We start from the raw sequence: 4,294 nt of genomic DNA, 5'->3' as shown, positions 1-4,294 counted from the left end.
GCAGGGGCCAGCTCTCGGGCGGGCAGTCCGGGTGGTTGCGGGCCATGGCGCCGAGGGACTGCCCCGGGCCGAGCTCCAGCAGGGCGTCCCGGCCGCCCGCCAGGAGGTGCCGCAGCATGTCGGAGAACTTCACGGCCGAGCACATGTGGCGTGCCCAGTAACCGGGGTCGGCGAGCTGCTGCTCCGTCACGGGGCGCCCCGAGACGTTCGACAGGTACGGGACGCGGGGCGCCGTCGGGCGCAGGTTCTCGCGGGCCCAGTCGGTGAGCTCCCCGGCGACCGGCCGCATCATCTGCGAGTGGAACGCGTGCGAGGTGCGCAGCGGGCGGAACGGCAGCCCGTCGGAGGTGAGCCGGTCGGTGAGGGCGCGCACGGCGTCCACGGGCCCGGAGATGACGCTGAGGGCGGGGCCGTTGTGCGCGGCGATGTCGACGCCGTAGCTGGTGCGCGGCGAGTAGGTGGCGGTGACGCTGGCGGCCGACAGCGGGACGGCCGCCATGGCGCCGGGCGGCAGCCCGGCGATCAGGGTGGCGCGGACCGCGACCAGACCGGCGGCCTCGGGCAGGGTCAGGGCCCCGGCGAGGCAGGCGGCGGCGAACTCTCCGACGCTGTAGCCGGCGAGGACCGTCGGCCGGATGCCCCAGGACATCAGCAGGGTGCCGAGGGCGTAGTCGACGGCGAAGACGGCGGGCTGCACGATCTCGGGCCGGGCGAGTGCCGCGGAGTCGTCGGCCTCGTCGGTGCGGCCGAGCAGGCGCGCGAGGTCGTCGCCGCCTCCGGTCCGCTCGGCGACGAGGGCGGCGACCGGGTCGGTGCCGAGGTGGGGACGGAGTTCGGCGACGCAGGCGTCGAGCGCGGCGGCGAACACCGGCTCGGTGCGGTAGAGGCCGGCGACCATGCCCCGGTACTGCTCGCCGACACCGGCGAGCAGGAAGCCGACGGGGCGTCCGGCGGTGGCGTCACGGCGGGAGAGGACGTGCTGCGCGGCCTCCTCCCCGCCGAGTACGGCCGCGGCGTCGGTGGCGGAGGCGGTGACCAGGCACCGCCGGTGCTCGAACACGGCACGCCCGGTCTGGAGGGTGTACGCCACGTCGCCGAGGTCGCCGTCGGCCGCCGTGTCGTCCCCGTCCAGGGCGGCGGCGAGCCGCTCGCCGGTCCTGGCGGCCGCGTCCTCGCTGCGCGCGGACCAGACGAGGACCTGCTGGGCGCGCGGCGGGACGCGCCCCTCGCGGTCCTCCTCGGGTGCCGCCTCCTCCAGGACGACATGGGCGTTGGTGCCGCCCATGCCGAAGGCGCTGACCCCGGCCCGCCGGGGGCGCTCGGGGCGGCGCGGCCAGGGGGTGAGCGAGGTGACGACGCTCAGCTTCTCCCCGGAGCGTTCCAGCTGGGGGCTGGGCCGCTCGAAGTGGAGGGTCGGCGGGATCTCCTCGCGGTGCAGGCTGAGCACGGCCTTGATGAGACCGGTGACGCCCGCGGCGCGGTCGAGGTGGCCGAGGTTGCTCTTGGCGGAGCCGATGAGGCAGCGCTCCACGCCGGGGACGTCGAAGACACGCTGGAGCGAGGAGATCTCGGCCGCGTCACCGAGGGGGGTGGCGGTGCCGTGCGCCTCGACGTAGTCGATGTCGGCGGGACCCAGTCCCGCGCTGGCCAGGGCCTCGGAGACGACGGCGGCCTGACCGCGGACGCCGGGAGCGGTGAAGCCGACCTTGTCGGCGCCGTCGTTGTTGACGGCCCAGCCCCGGATCACGGCGTAGATCCGGTCGCCGTCCGCCTCGGCGTCCTCCAGCCGCTTGAGCGCCACGACGCCGACGCCGCTGCCCACGGGGGTGCCCTCGGCGGACGCGTCGAACGGCCGGCACAGGCCGTCCGGCGACGTCATGCCGGCCTCCTGGTGGAGGTAGCCCACGCGGTGCGGCACCGAGACGGTGACCCCGCCCGCGAGCATCATGTCCGCCTCGCCGCTGACCAGGGTGGAGCAGGCGGCGGAGACGGCGACGAGGGAGGTCGAGCAGTAGCTCTGGACGCTGTAGCAGGGGCCGGTGAGGTCCAGGACGTGGGCGGTGCGGGTGGCGAGGGAGTCCTTGTCGTTGGCGATGGCGATGGCGACCTCGCCCGCCGTCTCCAGGACGGCGGGGTGGACCGCCAGGTTGTGGAGGAGGTAGGAGCTGAGCGCCGAGCCGGCCACGACACCGATCGAGCCGTCGAACCGCGCGGGGTCGGCCGCCGCGTCCTCCAGGGCGTGCCAGCAGGTCTCCAGGAAGAGCCGCTGCTGCGGGTCGAGGAGCTGCGCCTCGCGCGGGGTGTAGCCGAAGAAGCCCGCGTCGAACAGGTCGATGCCCTCCAGCACCGAGCCGGCCCGGACGTAGCCGGGGTCGGCGAGCAGGCTGTCGGGGACGCCGTTGGCCCGCAGTTCCGCCTCGTCGAAGCGGCTGATCCCGAGACCGCCCGCGCGCAGGGAGCGCCACAGGTCGCGCACCTCGCCGGAGCCGGGGAACCGGCCGGCCATGCCGACCACCGCGACGGCCGGCCCGTTGTCGGTCTCGGGGGTCGCCTGCGTGAGCTGACGTTCCGTCATAGATGACTCACCTGGCCTGTCCTCCTGCGTTCGGGGCGGTGGCGCGGACGATGTCGCGCTCGGGACGGCGAGCGGGGGCGAGGGGCAACGAACGGCGCGCTGCACCGTGATGCGCGCCTCACCCTAGGCGGGGCGTCCCGGGCCCCCAATGACACCCGTCCACTGCCTGCCCATCTCGAAGTAATCGCTGTGACCAGGCACAACGCGGTTCGACGGCATGGGCGTCGGGGGCGCCGCCGCCCCGGGAACGCGCCGCTCCGGGCGGTGCTCCAACCGGTGCCCGAAGCGGTGCTCCAACCGGTGCCCGGACCGCTGCCCGGAGCAGCGCCCGGAGCGCCGGCGGGGACACCACGGGGCCGGGGCGGCGCGCCACCGGGCGGCCCTCGTGGCGCTCCCCACGAAACGGGCCGCGTCAGGTGGCGCGGCCCCGGCGGCGGGGCGGGGTGCGGCGTCCTCGGGCGCGTCGGCGCTCGCCCCGGGCCGCCGCCTCGTCCGTGACGTCGGGGGCGGGCGCGGCGTCGGCCGGGCGGTCGGTGTCCAGCAGGTCGGCGAGCTGGGCGACCGTGGGGCGTTCGAAGAGGGTGGCGGCCGCGAGGTCCACGCCGGACGCCGCCGACAGGCGGGCGACCACGGCGAGGCCCACCAGGGAGCTGCCGCCCAGGTCGAAGAACGGGTCGTGCACGCCGACCGCGTCGATCCCGAGCAGGTCCTGCCACACCTCCGCCACGCGCCGCTCCGCCTCGGTGCGCGGCGCGACGTACTCGGTGCGCAGCGGCGGCCTCGGGTGGCGGGCCGCGCTCGGCACAGGCGTCGCCGGGGAGGCCGGCGGCCCGGCCGTCTCCGCCGCAAGATCGGCCAACGGCCTGCCCAGCACGTACAGATGGGAGGGGCCGGCCACGATCGCGCGGGCCAGCGCGGCGGTGCCCGTGTCGTCGCCGATGCCGTGGGTCTGACGCGAGCGGAGCATCAGCGCGAGCAGTTCGGGGTTGTCCGCGAAGGCCGCCGTCTGCCAGCGGTCCCGCCGCCACGGTCCCCAGGCCACCGACACCACCCGCTGCGCCACCCGGCCGCGTCCGTCCTCGGCGGCGGCGAAGGCGTCGAGGAAGGCGTTGGCGGCTGCGTAGTCCGATTCGCCGAGGCCGCCGATGGCGCCGGCCACCGACGAGTAGAGGACGAGGAGTTCGACCGGTTCCGCACGCAGGGCCTCCGCGAGGGCGAGGGTGCCCGCGACCTTGGGGGCGAGGACCGCCGACGCCTGCTCGCGTGTCTTGGTCTGTACGAGTCCGTTACCCGCCACTCCGGCGGCGTGGACCACGCCGTGCAGCGCGCCGAGGCGTTCCCGCACCGCGCTCAGGGCGCGCCCGGTGTCGGCCGGGTCGGTGATGTCGGCGGTCAGGGTGATGACCTCGGCGCCCAGCGTGCGCAGGCGGCGGAGTTCGCGGATGACGCGGGCGGTCCGGTCGCCGTCGGGTGCCGAGGCGAGGTGGGTGTCCCAGCTGTCCTCCGGCGGGAGGGGGGTGCGGCCGATCAGGGCGAGGCGGACACCGAGCGGGGCGAGCCGGGCGGCGAGGGCGAGGCCGAGTTCGCCGGTGCCGCCGGTGATGGCGTAGACGCCCCCGGCGCGCCAGGCCGCCGCGTCGTCCACCTCGGGCAGGGCCACCGGCTCCAGGCTCCGGCTCCAGGGACGGCCCCGGCGCCAGGCGCCGACCAGTGCGGGGT

At 76.2% G+C, this 4,294-nt stretch carries 2 protein-coding genes; both read right to left on the bottom strand.

Annotated features, from left to right (window positions below; genetic code table 11):
- Nucleotides 1-2,575, bottom strand: a 2,575-nt coding sequence (locus E0D90_RS24100; protein WP_130800070.1) for a type I polyketide synthase, incomplete at its 3' end; no start/stop codon positions are given.
- 412 nt (nt 2,576-2,987) lie between these two features.
- A partial coding sequence (locus E0D90_RS24095) for an SDR family NAD(P)-dependent oxidoreductase (RefSeq protein WP_130800069.1) occupies nt 2,988-4,294 on the bottom strand: 1,307 nt, incomplete at its 5' end.

It is taken from the genome of Streptomyces otsuchiensis (assembly GCF_004305975.1).
Lineage (GTDB): Bacteria > Actinomycetota > Actinomycetes > Streptomycetales > Streptomycetaceae > Streptomyces > Streptomyces otsuchiensis.
The sequence above is the reverse complement of the archived record's forward strand: the minus strand, read 5'-3'. Positions and strand labels throughout refer to the sequence as shown.